This is a genomic window from Kitasatospora sp. NPDC001261, assembly GCF_042896795.1.
In the GTDB taxonomy this organism is placed as follows: Bacteria; Actinomycetota; Actinomycetes; order Streptomycetales; family Streptomycetaceae; genus Kitasatospora.
Genome location: NZ_JBIAXP010000018.1, coordinates 119,604 through 138,065, shown reverse-complemented (window position 1 = coordinate 138,065; position 18,462 = coordinate 119,604). Strand labels below are relative to the sequence as shown.

Annotated in this window: 16 protein-coding genes; 9 read left to right on the top strand and 7 right to left on the bottom strand. The window is 71.2% G+C overall.

The features are described from left to right. Positions 1-19 precede the first annotated feature (19 nt). Entirely contained in the window at positions 20-1,624 is a 1,605-nt protein-coding gene (gene dnaB, locus ACFY4B_RS24435) for a replicative DNA helicase (RefSeq protein WP_079271991.1), read from the bottom strand. Positions 1,625-2,075: 451 nt separating this feature from the next. Here dnaB and ACFY4B_RS24430 point away from each other — a divergent pair, with 451 nt between their 5' ends. Then, positions 2,076-3,422 carry an MATE family efflux transporter gene (locus ACFY4B_RS24430; protein WP_049651108.1) on the top strand — a complete coding sequence of 449 codons (1,347 nt, stop codon included), beginning with the start codon at positions 2,076-2,078 and terminating at the stop codon, positions 3,420-3,422. A gap of 88 nt (positions 3,423-3,510) precedes the next feature. Here ACFY4B_RS24430 and rplI read toward each other — a convergent pair whose 3' ends face one another. The 4 genes from rplI to rpsF all read right to left on the bottom strand — a co-directional run bounded on the left by rplI (position 3,511) and on the right by rpsF (position 5,295). Continuing rightward, positions 3,511-3,957, bottom strand: a complete 447-nt coding sequence (gene rplI, locus ACFY4B_RS24425; protein ID WP_049651109.1) for a 50S ribosomal protein L9 — start codon at positions 3,955-3,957, stop codon at positions 3,511-3,513. 17 nt (positions 3,958-3,974) lie between these two features. Then, entirely contained in the window at positions 3,975-4,211 is a 237-nt protein-coding gene (gene rpsR / locus ACFY4B_RS24420) for a 30S ribosomal protein S18 (protein ID WP_030059640.1), read from the bottom strand. Between the two features lie 79 nt (positions 4,212-4,290). Next, positions 4,291-4,908, bottom strand: coding sequence for a single-stranded DNA-binding protein (locus ACFY4B_RS24415; RefSeq protein WP_049651110.1), 618 nt, complete (start codon positions 4,906-4,908; stop codon positions 4,291-4,293). A gap of 96 nt (positions 4,909-5,004) precedes the next feature. Beyond that, positions 5,005-5,295: a 30S ribosomal protein S6 gene (gene rpsF / locus ACFY4B_RS24410; protein ID WP_049651111.1), complete on the bottom strand. Its 291-nt coding sequence runs from the start codon at positions 5,293-5,295 to the stop codon at positions 5,005-5,007. Between the two features lie 321 nt (positions 5,296-5,616). On the opposite strand from rpsF, the gene ACFY4B_RS24405 reads away from it, so the two are divergent. The 3 genes from ACFY4B_RS24405 to ACFY4B_RS24395 all read left to right on the top strand — a co-directional run bounded on the left by ACFY4B_RS24405 (position 5,617) and on the right by ACFY4B_RS24395 (position 8,307). Continuing rightward, a complete protein-coding gene (locus tag ACFY4B_RS24405; RefSeq protein ID WP_074001889.1) occupies positions 5,617-5,916 on the top strand; it encodes a hypothetical protein in 300 nt (99 codons plus the stop codon). Between the two features lie 224 nt (positions 5,917-6,140). Next, on the top strand, positions 6,141-7,259 hold the full coding sequence (locus ACFY4B_RS24400) for a peptidoglycan bridge formation glycyltransferase FemA/FemB family protein (protein WP_074001890.1): 1,119 nt from the start codon (positions 6,141-6,143) through the stop codon (positions 7,257-7,259). Between the two features lie 13 nt (positions 7,260-7,272). After that, positions 7,273-8,307 (top strand): alanine racemase, encoded by a 1,035-nt coding sequence (locus ACFY4B_RS24395; RefSeq protein ID WP_387970939.1) that lies wholly within the window; start codon positions 7,273-7,275, stop codon positions 8,305-8,307. 22 nt (positions 8,308-8,329) lie between these two features. Here ACFY4B_RS24395 and ACFY4B_RS24390 read toward each other — a convergent pair whose 3' ends face one another. Both ACFY4B_RS24390 and ACFY4B_RS24385 read right to left on the bottom strand, forming a co-directional pair. After that, positions 8,330-9,907, bottom strand: coding sequence for a glycosyltransferase family 87 protein (locus ACFY4B_RS24390; protein ID WP_387970936.1), 1,578 nt, complete (start codon positions 9,905-9,907; stop codon positions 8,330-8,332). A gap of 172 nt (positions 9,908-10,079) precedes the next feature. Continuing rightward, positions 10,080-12,563, bottom strand: coding sequence for a transglycosylase domain-containing protein (locus tag ACFY4B_RS24385; RefSeq protein WP_387970934.1), 2,484 nt, complete (start codon positions 12,561-12,563; stop codon positions 10,080-10,082). 518 nt (positions 12,564-13,081) lie between these two features. Here ACFY4B_RS24385 and ACFY4B_RS24380 point away from each other — a divergent pair. The 5 genes from ACFY4B_RS24380 to ACFY4B_RS24360 all read left to right on the top strand — a co-directional run bounded on the left by ACFY4B_RS24380 (position 13,082) and on the right by ACFY4B_RS24360 (position 18,309). Then, the gene (locus ACFY4B_RS24380; RefSeq protein WP_049651118.1) at positions 13,082-13,780 is read left to right on the top strand and encodes a PadR family transcriptional regulator; all 699 of its coding nucleotides are present in this window, start codon (positions 13,082-13,084) and stop codon (positions 13,778-13,780) included. A 126-nt stretch (positions 13,781-13,906) separates the two neighbouring features. Then, positions 13,907-14,989, top strand: a complete 1,083-nt coding sequence (locus tag ACFY4B_RS24375) for an inositol-3-phosphate synthase (protein ID WP_049651119.1) — start codon at positions 13,907-13,909, stop codon at positions 14,987-14,989. Positions 14,990-15,160: 171 nt separating this feature from the next. Further along, positions 15,161-16,483: an MFS transporter gene (locus ACFY4B_RS24370; RefSeq protein ID WP_387970931.1), complete on the top strand. Its 1,323-nt coding sequence runs from the start codon at positions 15,161-15,163 to the stop codon at positions 16,481-16,483. A 108-nt stretch (positions 16,484-16,591) separates the two neighbouring features. Then, positions 16,592-17,263, top strand: a complete 672-nt coding sequence (locus tag ACFY4B_RS24365) for a hypothetical protein (RefSeq protein ID WP_387970928.1) — start codon at positions 16,592-16,594, stop codon at positions 17,261-17,263. Between the two features lie 32 nt (positions 17,264-17,295). After that, positions 17,296-18,309 carry a hypothetical protein gene (locus ACFY4B_RS24360; RefSeq protein WP_387970925.1) on the top strand — a complete coding sequence of 338 codons (1,014 nt, stop codon included), beginning with the start codon at positions 17,296-17,298 and terminating at the stop codon, positions 18,307-18,309. Positions 18,310-18,462 lie beyond the last annotated feature (153 nt).

The window sequence follows — 18,462 nt, the reverse complement described above, 5'->3', positions numbered from 1 at the left end:
CTCCGGACGGGGCCCGGGCTCAGTCCCGGGTCATGTCGACGAAGCGCGAGTAGTGGCCCTGGAAGGCCACCGTGATCGTCGCGGTCGGACCGTTACGGTGCTTGGCGACGATCAGGTCGGCCTCGCCCGCGCGCGGGGACTCCTTCTCGTAGGCGTCCTCGCGGTGCAGCAGGATGACCATGTCGGCGTCCTGCTCGATCGAGCCGGACTCACGGAGGTCCGAGACCATCGGCCGCTTGTCGGTGCGCTGCTCGGGACCACGGTTCAGCTGGGACAGCGCGATGACCGGGACTTCCAGCTCCTTGGCCAGCAGCTTGAGGTTACGGGACATGTCCGAGACCTCCTGCTGGCGGTTCTCGGCCCGCCGGGAGCCGCCGGACTGCATCAGCTGGAGGTAGTCGATGACGACCAGCTTGATGTCGTTGCGCTGCTTCAGCCGGCGGCACTTGGCCCGGATCTCCATCATCGACAGGTTCGGCGAGTCGTCGATGAACAGCGGCGCCTCGCTGACGTCGGGCATCCGGCGGGCCACCCGCGTCCAGTCGTCGTCCGTCATGTTCCCGGAGCGCATGTGGTGCAGCGCCACCCGGGCCTCGGCGGAGAGCAGGCGCATGGCGATCTCGTTGCGGCCCATTTCGAGCGAGAAGATCACGCTCGGCAGCTTGTGGTGGATCGAGCAGGCCCGGGCGAAGTCCAGCGCCAGGGTGGACTTGCCCATCGCGGGACGGGCCGCGATGACGATCATCTGGCCGGGGTGGAGGCCGTTGGTGAGCTGGTCGAAGTCGGCGAAGCCGGTGGGGACGCCGGACATCTCGCCGTTGCGGGAGCCGATCGCCTCGATCTCGTCGAGGGCGCCCTCCATGATGTCGGAGAGCGGGGCGTAGTCCTCGTTGGTGCGCTGCTCGGTGACGGCGTAGATCTCCGCCTGGGCGGCGTTGACGATCTCGTCCACGTCGCCCTCGGCCGCGTAGCCCATGCCGGCGATCCGGGTGCCCGCCTCGACCAGCCGGCGCAGCACCGCGCGCTCGTGCACGATCTGGGCGTAGTACTCGGCGTTGGCCGCGGTCGGGACGGAGTTGACCAGGGTGTGCAGGTAGGAGGCGCCGCCGACGCGCTGGAGCTCGCCGCGCTTGGTCAGCTCGCCGGCCACGGTGATCGGGTCGGCCGGCTCGCCGCGGGCGTAGAGGTCGAGGATCGCGCCGTGGACCATCTCGTGCGCGGGCCGGTAGTAGTCGACCGGCTTGAGCACCTCGACCACGTCGGCGATGGCGTCCTTGGAGAGCAGCATGCCGCCGAGGACGGACTTCTCGGCGTCCAGGTCCTGCGGCGGGACGCGCTCGAAGCCGTCCACACCCCCGCCCCCGTCGCCGCCGCCCTCGTCCCGGCGCTGCCAGCCGCCGTCCTTCCGGTCGCCCTTGCCGCCCTTCTGGAAGCCGCCCTTCTGGCCGTCACGGCCACCGCCCTGACCGCCCTGGCCACGGCCGCGCGAGACCGGCAGCCGGTCCCCCGGGCCGTCCGGGAAGGGGGCGTCGTCGAAGGCGCCGGCCGGGAAGGGGTCCTCGGCGGGCTGCCAGTCCTCCTCCGGCGGCGGGGCGTCGTGGTCGTCGTACTGGGGGCCGGTCACGCGTGTTCCCCGATCAGCGAGTGGTGCGAAGGTGGAGCGGGCTTGCCGGTGGCTGGGTGGAGCGGAGCCGCTCCTCTTTGTACGCCACGGTCCCGACAAAACGGACGCCGGGGCGGCGGGAGTGTCGGGCGGAGGGCCCACGCTAAGGCGCCGGACGCCGTTGCGCCAAGGCGGTTATCCACAGGGGGTGTGGATGACCGGCCCCGTCCTGTGGAGAACTGCCGCAAAGCTGTGGACACCCCTGTGGACGCCCCTGTGGATAACCGAACAATCGATCCACCGTCAACCTGTTGACCTGGGATTACCTCTTCCCGGTCCTGTGCATGAGAAATTCTTCACACACCTCCGAACGGCTGTGGGCGCAGAGCGGACGAACCGCGCCGCTCAAGATTTCGAGTAATAGTCACTAGGCCCTTACATCCATTACCTGTGGATGAGTAGCCTGGAGCCCATGACCGCCTCGCCCCCGACCCCGGCCCCGAAGCCCTCGCGACGCCGGCACGACCGGGAGATCCTCGCCCTGGCCGTCCCGGCCTTCGGCGCGCTCGTCGCCGAACCGCTCTTCCTGATGGCCGACTCGGCGATCGTCGGCCACCTCGGCACCCCCCAGCTGGCCGGGGTGGGCGTCGCCTCCGCCGCGCTCTCCACCGCGACCGGCGTGTTCGTCTTCCTCGCCTACGCCACCACCGCGGCGGTCGCCCGCCGGATCGGCGCCGGGGACCGCCGGGGCGCCGTGCAGCAGGGCATCGACGGCATCTGGCTCGCCCTGGGCCTGGCCGTCCCGGTGGTCCTCCTCACCCTGGTGCTGGCGCCCTGGGCGGCCGACGCGCTGGGCGCCTCGGCGACCGCCGCGCCGCACGCGGTGACGTACCTGCGGATCAGCTCGCTGGGCATCCCGGCGATGCTCATGGTGCTGGCCGCCACCGGGGTGCTGCGCGGCCTCCAGGACACCCGCACGCCGCTGGTGGTGGCCGTCGCGGGCTTCGCCGCCAACATCGGCCTGAACGCGGGCCTGGTGTACGGCGCCGGGCTCGGGGTGGCCGGCTCGGCCTGGGGCACCGTGCTCGCCCAGACCGGGATGGCCGCCGCCTACCTGGTCGTGGTGGTCCGCGGCGCCCGCCGGGAAGGGGCCTCGCTGCGGCCGGACACCGCGGGCATCCGGGCCAGTGCCCGGGCCGGCGGCCCGCTGCTGGTCCGGACGATCAGTCTGCGCGCGGTGCTGATGACCGCCACCGCGGTCGCCGCCCGGCTCGGCGACGACCAGGTCGCCGCCCACCAGATCACCATGGCGCTGTTCAACTTCCTGGCCTTCGCGCTGGACGCGATCGCGATCGCCGGCCAGGCCATCATCGGCCGCTACCTGGGCGCCTCGGACGTCCCCGGCGCCAGGGCCGCCACCCGGCGGATGGTCGAGTGGGGCGTCGTCTCCGGACTGGTGCTCGGCCTGCTGGTGGTGGTCGCCCGCCCGCTGTACGTCCCGCTCTTCACACCCGATCCGGCCGTCCGGGCCCAGCTGGACACCGCCCTGCTGCTGCTCGCGCTCACCCAGCCGGTGGCCGGCCCGGTCTTCGTGCTGGACGGCGTGCTGATGGGCGCCGGGGACGGCCGCTACCTGGCCTGGGCCGGGCTCGCCACCCTGGCGGTGTTCGTCCCGGTGGCCCTGGCGGTGCCGGCCACCGGCACCGGACTGGCCGGGCTCTGGTGGGCGATGAACCTGTTCATGCTGCTGCGGGCCGGCTTCCTGGCCTGGCGCGCCCGCGGCGGCAAGTGGCTGGTCACCGGAGCGGTGCGCGGCTAGGACATGGCCCGAAGAGAACCGGGCCGGAAAAGACCGAGGGCCGGACTCCCGGAGGAGTCCGGCCCTCAGGCCTTGTGCTCTACGGAGCTCAGGCAGCCACGACGGCGACGTCGAGGTTGGCCACGACGTCCGAGTGCAGCTTGACCGAGACCTTGTGGGAGCCCACGGTCTTGATCGGCGAGGCGATCGCGACGGCGCGCTTGTCCACGGCCGGGCCGCCGGCGGCCTTGATGGCCTCGACGACGTCGGCCTGGGTCACCGAGCCGAACAGACGGCCGGCGTCGCCCGAGCGGACGGCCAGCTTGACCTGGACGCCCTCGAGCTGACCCTTGACCGCGGTGGCGGCCTCGAGGGTCTGGATCTCGTGGATCTTCCGGGCGCGACGGATGGCGTCGACGTCCTTCTGACCACCCTTGGTCCAGCGGATGGCGAAGCCACGCGGGACCAGGTAGTTGCGGGCGTAGCCGTCCTTGACCTCGACGACCTCGCCGGCGGAGCCGAGACCCGGCACCTCGTGAGTGAGGATGATCTTCATTACTTGGTCACCCTCTCTTAGCGCGCGGTGCTGGTGTAGGGCAGCAGCGCCATCTCACGGCTGTTCTTCACGGCCGTGGCGACGTCACGCTGGTGCTGGGTGCAGTTGCCGGTCACCCGACGGGCACGGATCTTGCCGCGGTCGGAGATGTACTTCCGCAGCAGGTTCGTGTCCTTGTAGTCAACGTAGTTGACCTTGTCCTTGCAGAAGACGCAAACCTTCTTCTTCGGCTTGCGAGCAGGCGGCTTCGCCATTGTGTGCTCCATTTGGGGTTCACGGCCCGGCGGGCGTCCGGGGACGCCGGCGGCCGGGCCGCACGAAATCTGTCAGCTCTTAGAACGGGGGCTCTTCCGAGTAGCCGCCACCGCCGCCGGCCGGGGCACCCCAGCCGCCGCCCTGGTTTCCACCGGACGGGGCGCTGGAGGCCCAGGGGTCGTCGGAGGGGCCGGACTGGCCGCCGCCGGAGTTTCCACCCCAGCTGCCGCCGCCCTGCTGGCCGCCGCCGCCGGAGTTCCCACCCCAGCTGCCGCCGCCGCCCTGGCCGCCACCCTGCTGGCCGCCGAAGCCGCCACCGGGGGCGCCGGACCGGTTGGCCCGGGTGACCTTGGCGGTCGCCGAGCGCAGGCTCGGACCGACCTCGTCGACCTCGACCTCGAAGACCGTCCGCTTCTCGCCTTCCTTGGTCTCGTAAGACCGCTGGCGCAGTCGGCCCTGCACGATGACGCGCATGCCGCGCTGCAGCGACTCGGCCACGTTCTCCGCCGGCTGCCGCCAGACGTTGCACGTGAGGAAGAGGCTCTCGCCGTCCTTCCACTCGTTCGTCTGACGGTCGAAGGTGCGGGGGGTGGACGCGATGCGGAACTTCGCGACCGCCGCACCCGACGGGGTGAAGCGCAGCTCGGGGTCGTCGACGAGATTGCCGACGAGGGTGATGACGGTCTCGCCTGCCATGGTGGTGATGACCTCTCGGGAAGATGTCCGTTCACCGCTGTTTCACGTGAAACAGCGGACGCGAGCTACCCGAGACCCGAAGGCCTCAGAGGTGGCTCAGTGGGTGTCCGGGCGCAGGACCTTGGTCCGCAGAACCGACTCGCTCAGGCCCAGCTGGCGGTCGAGCTCCTTGACGACCTCAGGCGTGGCCTTGAGGTCGATGACCGAGTAGATGCCCTCGGACTGCTTGTTGATCTCGTAAGCCAGACGGCGGCGACCCCAGGTGTCGACCTTCTCCACCTTGCCACCCGCGTTGCGGACGACGGTGAGGAAGTTCTCGATCAGGGGGGAGACAGCGCGCTCCTCGACCGAGGGGTCGAGGATGACCATCAGCTCGTAGTGACGCATGAGTAACCCACCTCCTTTGGACTCAGCGGCCACGGTCTCTCCGTGGCAGGAGGGTTGTGCGTAGCGTCGGCACCGGAGCAGTGACGACTCCGGCCCACCGTAGCGGCCGGGTCGGACAATCGGCCCCCGCTCCGCCCGGAGGCGGATCCCACCCGGTAGAGGGTGCAGAGGGGGCACAACTACACCAGTGCAGACGGCACAGCCTACCTGCACCCGGACGGCCGAACAAAACGCATAGGGGTTGTGAGAGCGGCCCAAGCGCCGCAATCTGGACGGAACGGGATTCCTGCCCGTTCGTCTCCACGCCAGGAGGTGGGACCCATGGCACAGTCCGTCCACCGCATGCCCGCCCTCACCCTGAACACCGACGGCCACCCGCACCCCCGCGAGAACGCCCTGGTGGGCGTCACCGCCGTGCTGGGCGTGATCGCCTTCACCACCTCGTTCTTCCACAACCTGCACCTGCTGACCTCGTGGACCGGCCTGTTCGGCATCGTCACGGGCCTGTGGGGCATGTTCGTCTCGGTCACCACCGCCGAGCGCTTCGTCCTGATGATCACACTCGGCGCCGCCGCGATCGGCTTCTACCTCGGCATCGCCCGCGGCGGTCTCTGGGGCTGAACCGGGCCCCCGCGCCCCCTCGCACGCCCCCGGACCGCACCGCTGGGACCGAGCCCACAGGCCCCGCCCGGAACCCTCGCCGCCCCCGTCGCGTATCTGCAGAGGAGACAGGTACCCGACGGGGGCGCCGCCGTGCCCGCAGCGACGGGCGCCCGGACCCCGGACGATAAGGTCAGCCCGAGAACCTGGGCCACCGCAGCCCGACGACGAGGAGCACCGAGCACATGAGCCTGCGCCTGAGGACGATCACCCGCGAGGAGCACCTCGCCTTCATCAGGAGCCGCGCCTCGGCCAGCCACATGCAGGTGCCGTCGTGGGGCGACGTGAAGGCCGAGTGGCGCTCCGAGTCGATCGGCTGGTTCGACGAGACCGACCAGCTCGTCGGCGCCGGCCTGGTCCTCTACCGCCAGCTGCCCAAGCTCAAGCGCTACCTCGCCTACCTGCCCGAGGGACCGGTCATCGACTGGTTCGACCGCGACCTCGACCGCTGGCTCTCCCCGATGCTGGCGCACCTCAAGTCGCAGGGCGCGTTCTCGGTGAAGATGGGCCCGCCGATCGTCATCCGCCGCTGGAACGCCCCCACCATCAAGGAGGCCATCGCCGGCAAGCAGGCCAAGCGCCTGCGCGACGTCGAGGCCGACTGGTACGAGGCCCGCGCCTTCGAGGTGGCCGACCGGCTGCGCAAGGCCGGCTGGCTGCAGGGCGAGGACGGCGGCGCCGGCTTCGGCGACGTCCAGCCCCGCTACGTCTTCCAGGTGCCGCTGGCCAACCGCTCGCTGGACGACATCCACAAGAACTTCAACCAGCTCTGGCGCCGCAACATCAAGAAGGCCGAGAAGAGCGGCGTCGAGGTCTACCAGGGCGGCTACGACGACCTGCCGATCTTCCACCAGCTCTACCTGGTCACCGCCGAGCGCGACAAGTTCACCCCGCGCCCGCTGGCCTACTTCCAGCGGATGTGGAAGGCCCTGGTGGCCGAGGACCCGAACCGCATGCGGCTCTACATCGCCTACCACGAGGGCGAGCCGCTGGCCGCCACCACGATGCTGGTGGTCGGCGAGCACGTCTGGTACTCCTACGGCGCCTCGGCCAACCACAAGCGCGAGGTCAAGCCGTCCAACGCCATCCAGTGGCGGATGATGCGCGACTCCTACGCCCTCGGCGGCGGGGTGTACGACCTGCGCGGCATCAGTGACACCCTGGACGAGAACGACCACCTGTTCGGCCTGATCCAGTTCAAGGTCGGCACCGGCGGCCAGGCGGCCGAGTACCTCGGCGAGTGGGACTTCCCGCTCAACAAGCTGCTGCACAAGGCCCTCGACCTCTACATGTCCCGCCGCTGAGGAGGCTGACCCGATGACGCTGTCGCTCTACCTCGAGACCGAACGCTGGCGCACCCACCAGCGCTCCGTCCTCGCCGAGTTCCCCGGCCTGGTGCCCGTCGCCAAGGGGAACGGCTACGGCCTGGGCAACCACCGGCTGGCCGAGGAGGCGACGCTGCTGGGCACCGGGGTGCTCGCCGTCGGTACCGCGTACGAGGCGGCCGACGCCGCCGAGTGGTACGGCGGCGAGCTGCTGGTGCTCACCCCGTACCGGGTCGGCGAGGAGGTGCTCCCGCTGCCGCACGCCCGGGTGATCCGGACGGTGGCCAGCGTGGAGGCGCTGCGCTCGCTGCACGGTGCCCGGGTGGTGCTGGAGTGCATGACCACCATGCGCCGGCACGGCGTGAGCGCGGCCGACCTGCGCACCGTCGCCAACGAGCTGGAGGGCGTCGCCTTCGAGGGCCTGGCGCTGCACCTGCCGATGGACCGGCCGGACGGCTCCAGCCCGATCGAGGAGGTCGCGTACTGGGTGGACACCGCCCGGGCGGCCGGCATCCCGGTGCACACCGTGTTCGTCAGCCACCTCGGCGCGGCCGGCATGGACCAGCTGGCCCAGCGCTACCCGGAGACGGTCTTCCGGGCCCGGATCGGCACCCGGCTCTGGCTCGGCGACCACGGCGCGCTGGAGGTCCGGGCCACCGTCCTGGACGTCACCCCGCTGCAGAAGGGCGACCGCTACGGCTACCGCCAGCACCCGGCGCCCTCCGACGGCCACATCCTGGTGGTCGCCGGCGGCACCGCGCACGGCATCGGCCTGGAGGCGCCCAAGTACCTCCAGAGCATGGGGGCGCGGGCCAAGGGCATCGCCCGGGCCGGCCTGGCGACCGTCAACAAGACCAAGTCGCCGTTCCACTGGGCCGGCAAGCAGCTGTGGTTCGCCGAGCCGCCGCACATGCAGGTCTCGCTGCTCTTCCTGGACGGGGAGACCAAGCCCCCGGCGATCGGCGAGGAGCTCGGTCTCCAGGTCCGGCACACCACCACGCACTTCGACCGCGTGGTGGACCGCTGACCCGCCAGGCCTTTCCGACCGGCTAGGCCTTTTCGGCCGGCTCCGACAGCTCGGGCTCGTTGAGCCACTGCTCGGGGCCGGCCGGCGCGTACCCGGCGTAGCTCTCCTCCTCGCGCAGCCGGCGGGCGGTGCCCAGCACGGACACGTCCGGGGCGTGGTCCAGCACCCCGCCGGAGGGGTCGTCGCTGCCGTCCCAGCGGACCGGGTCGCGGTCCGGGTGGAGGACGTCGCGGACCACCAGGGCGACCAGGTACAGGGTGCCCAGCAGGTGCAGCCCGATCGCGAAGTGGTACCAGCCCTCGCCGATCCCGTGCTGCTTGGAGCCGGTGACCAGGCCCAGGTGGGACCAGATGCCCAGGGTGTAGAGCACCTCGCAGGCCTGCCAGACCAGGAAGTCCCGCCAGCGCGGCCGGGCCAGCACCGCGAGCGGCAGCAGCCAGAGCGCGTACTGCGGCGAGTACACCTTGTTGACCAGCACGAACAGCGCGACCACCAGGAAGGCCAGCTGGGCGAAGCGCGGCCGGCGCGGGGCCGAGAAGCCGAGCCACGCTATGGCCAGGCAGCCCAGCACCATCAGCACGCCGATGTAGACGTCGAGGTCGGCCAGCCCGGCGCCCCGGCGCTGCATCAGGATCAGCCAGAACGAGCCGTAGTCCTCGCCGCGGTGCTTGCTGAACACGTAGAAGGTCGACCAGCCCCGCCAGTTGGCCAGCATGATCGGCAGGTTGACCACCAGCCAGGAGCCGACCGCGCCGCCCAGCATCACCCGGAACTCGCGCCACCGGCCGGCCCGCCAGCAGAGCACCAGCAGCGGGCCGATCAGCAGCAGCGGGTAGAGCTTGGCCGCGGTGGCCAGGCCGATGAAGACACCGGCCCAGCCCGGGCGGGCACCGCTCCACCAGGCCATCGCCACGGCGGCCAGGGCGACCGCGAGCAGGTCCCAGTTGACGGTGCCGTTGAGCAGCAGGACGGGGGCGAGCGCGAACAGCAGCGCGTCCCACGGACGGCGCCGGTGGGTGCGGGAGAGCGCCACCGCGGCGACCACCGCGCAGGCCATCAGCATCCCGGCGTTGATCGCCCAGAACCACTGCTCCTGGCTCTGCTGGTCCCCGCCGCCCGGCGTCAGCCAGGCCGCGACCTGCATGAACAGGCCGGTCAGCACCGGGTACTCCAGGTACTGGAGGTCCCCCGAGGAGCCCGGGACGCGGTCCACGTACGGGTGCAGCCCGGCCGCGAAGCCGCGTCCGGAGAACAGGTGCGGGATGTCGCTGTAGCAGGCGTGGATGTACTGCGGCGAGCCCGGCTGGAACCAGGCCTGCTCGTAGCAGGGCAGCTTCTGCACCATCCCGAGCACCGACACCACGATCACCGCGAGCGCCAGGAAGCGCGCCGGGACCCACCAGGAGACGCCGAGCAGCGCCCGGCGGCCCGGGGGCCCGCCGAACACCTCGCTGCCGGCCGCCGCCACCGGGTCCTCGTCGGCCGGCACGACCACGGTGTTGGCCGGCGGCGCGGCCGTGGCGACGGCTGCCGGGAGGGGCCCTGCGGCGGCGCCGGACCCGTCCGGCCCGGCGGTTTCGTCACGATCGCTCGACGTCATGCCGGACATCCTGCCGCACCCGTCCCGCCGGGACGAGGAGGACCCCGCAACGGTCTGTACCTCTGCGCCGCCGGCGGGCGCGGTGGCCGCGACGGAAACGGCGGTGGCGGCCCTCCGAGGAGGACCGCCACCGCCGTGGTTCCGGGTTCCGGGTTCCGCCCGGCCGGGGCTACTACCCGGCCGCCCCGCCGCCCTGGAGACCGCCCGTGCTGCTCGGCGTCGGCTTGCCGCCGCCGGTCGGGCGTCCGCCACCGCCACCGTTGCCGCCGCCCGGCGGCGTGGTGTCCGTCGGTCCCGGCGGCTGCGTCGGGCAGCCGATCACCGGCAGGCAGCTGTTGCCCGGGTTCGGCCTGGTGTGCGAGGGGGTCGGCTGGTCGCCGGGGCAGTCAACGCCGGGCACGCAGGTCTGGGTGGGCTGCGGCTGCACGGGCGGCTGCGGCGCCTGCGTCTGGGCGGCCGGCGGGGCCGTCGGGCTGTCGGTCGTGGTCGGGGTCGTCGTCGCGCTGGCCGTGGACGGCGCGCCGGAGGAGTCGACCTCGGTGCCGACCGGCTGCGGGGTCGGGAAGTCCATCTTCTTCTCGTTGGCCAGTGCGGCCTTCATGTACCGGGTGAAGACATCGGTCGGGATGTCACCACCGTGGATGGACTCCTTGCCGCCGGTGCCGTTGAGCGACTGCCGCTCGTGCTTGGTCGGGTCCTCGCGCCACATCGCGACGCTGGTCGCCAGCTGCGGGGTGTAGCCGACCCACCAGGCCGACTTGTTCTGGTCGGTGGTACCGGTCTTGCCGGCCACCGGGCGGCCCAGGTCCTTCGTCTTCTTACCGGTACCGTTCACCGCCACGTTCACCAGCGTGTCGGTGACGTTGTCGGCGACGGCCGGCTCCAGCGCGACCTTGGGCTCCTTCTTGCCGAAGCCCGGCCGCTCCACGCCGCTCACCTCGACCTTGGTGACCGAGTACGGCTCGGCCTCCTTGCCGCTGGCCGCCAGGGTGCCGTAGGCGGTGGCCATCCGGATCGGGCTGATGGTGGAGGTGCCGAGCGGGAAGGTCGCCGTCTTCGGGTCGGCGAGGCTCTCCTTCTTGATGCCCATCTGCACCGCGATGTCGGCCACGTTCTGGCCGCCGACGTCCTGGTTCAGCTGGACGAAGGGCACGTTGTACGAGTACTGCATGGCCATCCGCAGCGAGACGTAGCCGCGCTTGCCGGCGTCCTCGTTCTTCTGCCGGTAGGGCTTGCCGTCGTCGCCGATCACCAGCGAGCCGTCCGCCTTGCGGATCTCGGACATGTCGTCGGCCAGGTAGCGGCTGTCGGCGTTGATCCGCTTCGGCTTGCCCTTGTCGTCCTTCGCGGTCTGCACGCCGGTCTGCATCGCGGTGGCCAGCACGAAGGGCTTGAAGGTCGAGCCGACCTGGACGCCGGTGGCGTCGGCGTTGTTGTCGAAGTGGCCGTTCTCCACGCCGTCGCCGCCGTAGAGGGCGACGATCGCGCCGTCGCCGGGGCGGATGCTGGCGGAGCCGAACTGGATGTTGGTGTCGTTGTCCGGCCGCTTCTGCGGGTTGAGGTTCTCCGCCTTGACGGCGTCGACGGCGCTCTTCAGCGCGTCGACCTTGTCCTTCTCGAAGGTGGTGTAGATCTTCAGGCCGCCCCGGTCGATCATCTGCTGGGTGATCGTCTTGTCGGTGGCCATCACGTACTTGTTGGCGGTGTCGACCAGGTAGCTGATCTCACCGTTCATGTTGGAGTTGGGCTTCTGCGCGATCGGGTCCGGGAACGCGGTGCACTTGGCGCGCTCCTCCGGGGTGATGGCCTTGGTGTCCACCATCTGGTCCAGGATCCAGTTCCACCGGCCCTGGGCCCGGTCCTTGTTGGCCGGGTTGGTGGGGTCGTAGTACGCCGCACCCTTGAGCAGACCGGCCAGCATGGCGCTCTGACAGACGTTGAGGTCCTTGGCGTCCACCCCGTAGTACGCCTGGGCGGCCGCCTGGGCACCGTTCGCACCGCGGCCGAACCAGCTGGTGTTCAGGTAGCCGGTGAGGATCTCCGGCTTCTCCTTCTCCTGGTTGATCTTCAGCGTGATGAAGAACTCCCTCACCTTGCGGCTGAGGGTCTGCTCCTGGCTCAGGTAGGCGTTCTTCACGTACTGCTGGGTGATCGTCGAGGCGCCCTGGGTCTCACCGCCCTTCGCCATGTTCCAGACCGCGCGGAGCATGCCCTTGGGGTCGATGCCGCTGTCGGTCTTGAAGCTCTTGTTCTCCGCGGCGATGACGGCGTCCTGGAGGTGCGGACTGATGTCCTTGAGCTCGACGATCTGACGGTTGGTCTGCCCCTTGCGGGTCATCTCCGTGTTGTCGGCCCAGTAGTAGATCGTGTTCTGGTCCTTGACCAGCTCGTTCAACTCCGGGACCTTGGTGGTCTGGTACAGGTAGAACACCAGGCCCACGAAGCAGCCGAAGACCAGCACGAAGGCGCTCAGCCACTGCTTCCAGGACGGCAGCCAGCGCCGGACGCCGGTCTTGCCGAACCGCGGGTAGTCGATGAAGCGCTTCTTGCCGGGGCCGGCGGCCGCGGCGGCGGAGGCGGCCGCGGCGTCACCGCGCCGGCCACCCCCCTTGGCGCCCTTCTTCTGGGCGGCCTTGCGCATCTCCGCACGGGTCATCCGGGGCTGCTGTGCGGTCTCCCTGACCCCCGAGGGTCGTCGCCGACCGGCGCCGTCCGAGCGCAGCTCGTCGGGTCCCGGCCCCTCGCCCTGACGGCCACCGCCTCCCGGGGGCTGCTGCCCCTCACCGCCCGGGTTGGGCGTCCTTCGCCGTCGCTCGCTCATCTTCCAGCCACTCCTCGCCAGGCGTTTCCAGCCTGAAGGCAGGGTTCACGTCCGATGCCCGCCAACCGCCCTGATCCCGGAGGTGGTCCTCGTGCACACGCGACAGCGTACGCAGCACGGATATACAACTAATCGGACATCAGTTGCCAATGCCCGCAAAACGGCAACAGATCATTACAAGCCCGTTGCCAACACCAGCCGCGCGTCGGCTTGTGATCACATTCACGCGCGCCCCTCTTGCCCGTTCCGGGGGTCGGGTTTACTGTTCTCGATATATCGAGCCGATACATCGAAGCGGTATACCGCCGGATGCAGCGGCCGATCGGACACCGAGCGGGAGGAGGGCGGCGACAGTGGGCAGGCGCTCAGGAGTGCTGGAGTTCGCCGTCCTCGGGCTGCTCCACGACGCCCCGATGCACGGCTACGAGCTGCGCAAGCGGCTGAACATCCTGCTCGGGACGTTCCGGGCGCTCTCCTACGGGACGCTCTACCCCTGCCTGAAGAGCCTGGTCGCCCAGGGCTTCCTGGTCGAGGACAACCCCGACGTCGAGTACGTCCCGGCCACCGCGCTCAACGGCAAGCGGTCCAAGATCGTCTACCGGCTCTCCGCCGAGGGGAAGCAGCGCTTCGAGGAGCTGCTCGCCGACTCCGGCCCGGACGCCTGGGAGGACGAGCACTTCGGCGTGCACTTCGCCTTCTTCGGCCAGACCGACCGGGCCGTGCGGATGCGCGTCCTGGAGGGGCGCCGCAGCCGGCTGGAGGAGCGGCTGGAGCGGATGCGCAACTCGCTGGCCCGCGCCCGCGAGCGGTTCGACGACTACACCGTCGAACTCCAGCGGCACGGACTGGAGTCGGTGGAGCGCGAGGTCCGCTGGCTCAACGAGCTGATCGAGACCGAGCGGTCCAACCGCACCGGAAAGACCGGCCCCGACGCCGGCGGCAGCGCCGCCGGACCCCGCAAGACTTCGGACGGCCGTGGCCAGGAGACCGGGTCCCCGGACCCGTCCGGGCCACCGTACGACCGCCCGGGGCGCTCCGCCCAGGAGCGCTGACACCGCGCCAGCCCTGTGCCGCGCGGCAGGAATGGGCGCCTCGCGCCCGTGCACGCAGTCATCGAAGAAGCAGGACGAGTTCCGCCTACCCCGGCGGGCCTCATGAGATCACAGGGAGCAACCGGAATGGGTTCGGTTCGCGTAGCCATCGTGGGCGTGGGCAACTGCGCCGCGTCGCTGGTGCAGGGTGTCGAGTACTACAAGGACGCCGACCCGGCCGGCAAGGTCCCCGGGCTGATGCACGTCCAGTTCGGTGAGTACCACGTCCGCGACGTGGAGTTCGTCGCCGCCTTCGACGTCGACGCCAAGAAGGTCGGCTTCGACCTGGCCGACGCCATCGGCAACAGCGAGAACAACACCATCAAGATCTGCGACGTGCCGCCGACCGGCGTGACCGTCCAGCGCGGCCACACCCTCGACGGCCTGGGCAAGTACTACCTGGAGACCATCGAGGAGTCGGACGAGGCGCCGGTCGACGTCGTCCAGGTCCTCAAGGACCAGCAGGTCGACGTCCTCGTCTGCTACCTGCCCGTCGGTTCCGAGGACGCGGCCAAGTTCTACGCCCAGTGCGCCATCGACGCCAAGGTCGCCTTCGTGAACGCCCTGCCGGTGTTCATCGCGGGCACCAAGGAGTGGGCGGACAAGTTCACCGAGGCCGGCGTGCCGATCGTCGGTGACGACATCAAGTCCCAGGTCGGCGCGACCATCACGCACCGCGTGATGGCCAAGCTGTTCGAGGACCGCGGTGTCATCCTCGAGCGCACCATGCAGCTGAACGTCGGCGGCAACATGGACTTCAAGAACATGCTCGAGCGCGAGCGCCTGGAGTCCAAGAAGATCTCCAAGACCCAGGCCGTCACCTCGCAGATCCGCGACCGCGAGCTGGGCGCCAAGAACGTCCACATCGGTCCCTCGGACTACGTGGCCTGGCTGGACGACCGCAAGTGGGCGTACGTCCGCCTCGAGGGTCGCGCGTTCGGCGACGTCCCGCTGAACCTGGAGTACAAGCTCGAGGTCTGGGACTCCCCGAACTCCGCCGGTGTCATCATCGACGCCGTGCGCGCCGCGAAGATCGCCAAGGACCGCGGCATCGGCGGCCCGATCCTGTCGGCCTCCTCGTACTTCATGAAGTCCCCGCCGGTGCAGTACTTCGACGACGAGGCCCGCGAGAACGTCGAGAAGTTCATCCGCGGCGAGGTCGAGCGCTGAGCGCAGCGAGGTTCGCGACTGTCGGACGCCGAGCGCTGAGCCTTGGGCTCTGAGCTCTGAGCGCCGCCAGCTCGCAGGAAGGGCCCGTGGTCTCCGGATCGCGGGCCCTTCACGTTCTCGCGGCCAATGTTTCACGTGAAACAGCGGCCGGTTCCATGGCACTCTGGGCGGGTGGCGATCACCGAGAACGGCAGCACCCACCAGTCCGCGCACCGCGCCACGCTCCTCGACCTGATGAAGGGCCGCGACTTCCGGCGGCTGCTGACCGCCCGGGTGCTCTCCCAGCTCTCGGACGGCGTCTTCCAGGTCTCGCTCGCCGCGTACGTGGTCTTCTCCCCCGAGAAGCAGTCCTCCCCGGCCGACATCGCCTCGGTGCTGGCCGTGATGCTGCTGCCGTTCTCGGTGATCGGCCCGTTCGCCGGTGTGCTGCTGGACCGCTGGCGCCGCCGCCAGGTGCTCTACTTCGGCAACCTGGCCCGCTTCGGACTGGGCCTGGGCACCGGCGCGCTGCTGCTGGCACAGGCCCCGACCTGGCTGTTCTTCGCCTCGGCCCTGCTGGTCACCGCGCTCAACCGGTTCATCCTGGCCGGCCTGTCCGCCGCCCTGCCCCGGGTGGTGGAGCAGGACCAGCTGGTCACCGCCAACGCCCTCTCCCCCACCCTCGGGACGGTCGCCGCCGCCTCCGGCGGGGGCATCGGCTTCGCGCTGCACCAGCTGATGGCCCCCGGGCCGAGGGCCGACGCCGCCCTGGTCACGGTGGCCGCGCTGCTCTACCTGTCGGCCGCGCTGGCCGCCCGGCGGATGGACCGCGACCTGCTCGGCCCGGAGCAGCACCGGGACCGCCCGGGGCTCGGCCAGGCACTGGTCCGGGCCGCCGTCGAACTCGGCGCCGCGGTGCGCCACCTGGTCCGGGACTGCCGGCCCGCCGTGCACGCGCTGGCCGCCGTCACCGCGGCCCGGTTCTGCTACGGCGTGCTGATCGTGGTGGTGGTGATGCTCGCCCGGTACACCTTCAACGACCCGACCGACAGCGCGGCCGGGCTGGTCACCCTCGGCCAGGCGGTCGGCCTGTCCGCCGCCGGGTTCTTCGTCGCCGCGCTGGTCAGCCCCTGGTGCACCCGCCGGCTGGGCCTGGCCGGGTGGATGACGGCCTGCCTGGTCGCCCCGGTGGTCTTCGTCCCGGCGCTGGGCCTGAGCTTCACCCTGGTGCCCTGCCTGCTCGCCGCCCTGCTGCTCGGGGTGGTCACCCAGGGCACCAAGATCTGCGCCGACACGGCGGTCCAGGAGTCGGTCGAGGACGAGTACCGCGGCCGGGTCTTCGCCATCTACGACGTGCTGTTCAACGTCGCCTTCGTGGCTGCCGCCCTGGTCACCGCGGTGGTGCTGCCGCTGTCCGGCCGCTCGGTCGCGGTGGTGCTCGGGGTCGCCGGGGTATACGCGCTGACGGCGGTCCTCTACCTGCGCTCCGCCCGCCGGAGTCCCCTCCCCCGCTGACCAGGCCTCCTGGAAACCCGCGGGGCTCGGGGCCGACGGCGTCCGACCGACTCGCTAAGGTACTCGAACCTGTCGTAGCGACAGAACTCTGTCTCGGGGGACGAACTGATGAGCACACCGCCCAATCCGTACGGGCCGCCCTCGTCGGCCCCGGTGGGCCGGCCCGCAGCACCGCCGTACGGGGCACCCGTCCCCCCGCCGGCCGCGCCGTACGGGCCGCCGCCGGCCTACGGACAGCCCACGCCGCCGCCCCCGCCCGGCTTCGGCCCGCCGCCCGCCTACGGACAGCAGCCGAACGGCCAACCGCCGTACGGGCAGCAGCCGTACGGGCAGCCGGCCCCCGGGCCGTACGGGCAGCAGCCGCCCCCCGGGCCGTACGGCTACCCGCAGCCCGCGCCGCCGGTGCAGCCCGCGCCGGCCGCCAAGCGCGGCATCCGCTCCAAGCTGCGGATCGTCGGGGTGGTCGGCGGCTGCCTGGCGCTGGCGGTGGGCTACTTCGTGGCCGGGCCGAGCGTCAGCAGCGCCAAGGCCGGCGACTGTGTGCACGCCAGCGGCTCCCGAGACGTCGAGATCGTCAAGTGCACTGACACCAAAGCGAATTACCGGGTGCTGTCGAAGTTCGAAGGCACCACGGACGTGACCCGCTGCCAGCAGACGCCGCAGACCACGACCGCCGTCTCGGGCAAGAGCGGCCGCCGCTGGAACAAGAAGCGGTACGTGCTCTGCCTCGGCCCGCTGGCGCCCGCCACCACCGGCGTCCCGCCGGTGAAGAAGTCCTGAACTCTTCCGCCCTTCCTTTCCCGGGGGACCCCTTGTCCGTTCCGCCTCCGCCCCAGATGCCGTACGGCCCGCCACCGGGCGACGGCAACCCGTACGCCTCCGGCGGTTCCTACGGCGCCCCGCCGCCGCCCCCGCCGCCGCCGCCCGGGTACGGCTACCCGAGCGCGCCGCCGCCCGAGCAGCCGTACGGCGTCCAGCCCCCGCCCGGCGGCTACGGCTACGGGTACCCGCCGCCGCCCCCGATGGACGGGACCACCTGCCGGTTCTGCGGCGGCTACCCCGCGGTCAACGCCACCGTCCGCGGCCACCAGGGCCTGATCATCGCCTACCGGATGCTGCGGATGACCGGCCCGTTCTGCCGCACCTGCGGAACGGCGACGGTGCGCGACATGTCGGCCCGGACGCTGGTCCAGGGCTGGTGGAGCCTGGTGTCCTGGCTGCTGACCCCGATCACGCTGCTGCTGAACCTCGGCCCGCACAACAAGTTCAAGCGGCTGCAGCCGCCCGTCCCGGGCAGCCACGGCCCGCAGCTGAACCCGGGCGTCCCGCTGACCAGCCGGCCGCACATCGCGATGCTGCTGGTGCCGGTCTCGCTGGTGGCCGCGGTGACCCTGGCCGCCACCGGCGTGCTCGGCCCCGGGAAGACCGACCCGGCCGCCGACCCGACGCCGACCCCCACCCGGCTGACCCTCTCGCCCACGCCGCCGCCGGTCATCCCCTCGCCGACCTACACGCTGCCGGCGCCGACGCTCACCCTCCCGCCGGTCAGCACCCCGACCGACTCGGACAGCAAGGTGGACGCGGCCGGGGTCGGCGACTGCCTGTACAACGCGAACGGCACCAACCAGACCAACGACACCCACCCGAAGATCACCGTGGTGCCCTGCACCGACGCCAAGGCGCAGTACAAGGTCGTCTACAAGTACCTCGCCACCTCCGACGAGAAGTCCTGCGAGAAGCAGCCGAAGTCGGACAGCTGGTACACCAGCAAGCACCCGAGCTTCCCGGCCCTGGACTACGTGCTCTGCATGAAGCAGATCAAGTAGCCCGGTACGGAGGAGGGGTGGGGGGCGGGCGGGGGGGGGGGGCCCCCCCCCCGGCGGCGCCCGCCCGCCCCGGGGGCGGCGGCCCCCCCCGGGCCCCGGGGGGGCCCCCCGGCCGGGCCCGCCCCCCCCCCCCCCCCCCCCCCCCCCCCCCCC

Coding starts and splice junctions, on each gene's coding strand:
- ACFY4B_RS24430 (WP_049651108.1), top strand. CDS start 2,076: ATGACCGCCTCGCCCCCGACCCCGGCCCCGAAGCCCTCGCGACGCCGG.
- rplI (WP_049651109.1), bottom strand. CDS start 3,957: ATGAAGATCATCCTCACTCACGAGGTGCCGGGTCTCGGCTCCGCCGGC.
- rpsR (WP_030059640.1), bottom strand. CDS start 4,211: ATGGCGAAGCCGCCTGCTCGCAAGCCGAAGAAGAAGGTTTGCGTCTTC.
- ACFY4B_RS24415 (WP_049651110.1), bottom strand. CDS start 4,908: ATGGCAGGCGAGACCGTCATCACCCTCGTCGGCAATCTCGTCGACGAC.
- rpsF (WP_049651111.1), bottom strand. CDS start 5,295: ATGCGTCACTACGAGCTGATGGTCATCCTCGACCCCTCGGTCGAGGAG.
- ACFY4B_RS24405 (WP_074001889.1), top strand. CDS start 5,617: ATGGCACAGTCCGTCCACCGCATGCCCGCCCTCACCCTGAACACCGAC.
- ACFY4B_RS24400 (WP_074001890.1), top strand. CDS start 6,141: ATGAGCCTGCGCCTGAGGACGATCACCCGCGAGGAGCACCTCGCCTTC.
- ACFY4B_RS24395 (WP_387970939.1), top strand. CDS start 7,273: ATGACGCTGTCGCTCTACCTCGAGACCGAACGCTGGCGCACCCACCAG.
- ACFY4B_RS24390 (WP_387970936.1), bottom strand. CDS start 9,907: ATGACGTCGAGCGATCGTGACGAAACCGCCGGGCCGGACGGGTCCGGC.
- ACFY4B_RS24385 (WP_387970934.1), bottom strand. CDS start 12,563: ATGACCCGTGCGGAGATGCGCAAGGCCGCCCAGAAGAAGGGCGCCAAG.
- ACFY4B_RS24375 (WP_049651119.1), top strand. CDS start 13,907: ATGGGTTCGGTTCGCGTAGCCATCGTGGGCGTGGGCAACTGCGCCGCG.
- ACFY4B_RS24365 (WP_387970928.1), top strand. CDS start 16,592: ATGAGCACACCGCCCAATCCGTACGGGCCGCCCTCGTCGGCCCCGGTG.